We start from the raw sequence: 255 nt of genomic DNA on the forward strand, positions 1-255 counted from the left end.
CCTTGAATCGCTTGCTGTCTCTCGGGATGGGAGGATAGAGCCTCGGGTCTGTAGTCGAGGAGATATACACGATGGGTCCGAGGGAGCTTTCGGGCATGCAGTCCTGTCGCCGGGGACACTCGTCCAGATGGATGACGTAAAGGGATTTCCCGTCTCGGTGCGTATGCCTTTTTGCAGGGCAGGTATAGACGTGAATTTTTCTGTACTCATTGTACAGGTGATGCCTCATGCGGACGCCTTCGGGACAGAGGGGAA

The 255-nt window shown here is 55.3% G+C and carries 1 protein-coding gene; it reads right to left on the reverse strand.

Going from position 1 to position 255, the window contains the following annotated elements:
- Window positions 1-229 (reverse strand): hypothetical protein (locus tag MWC30_RS22275; protein WP_244086365.1); only part of this gene is annotated, 229 nt, incomplete at its 3' end.
- Window positions 230-255: the final 26 nt, after the last annotated feature.

The sequence above is a fragment of the Desulforhabdus sp. TSK genome (assembly GCF_022836495.1).
In the GTDB taxonomy this organism is placed as follows: Bacteria; Desulfobacterota; Syntrophobacteria; order Syntrophobacterales; family Syntrophobacteraceae; genus Desulforhabdus.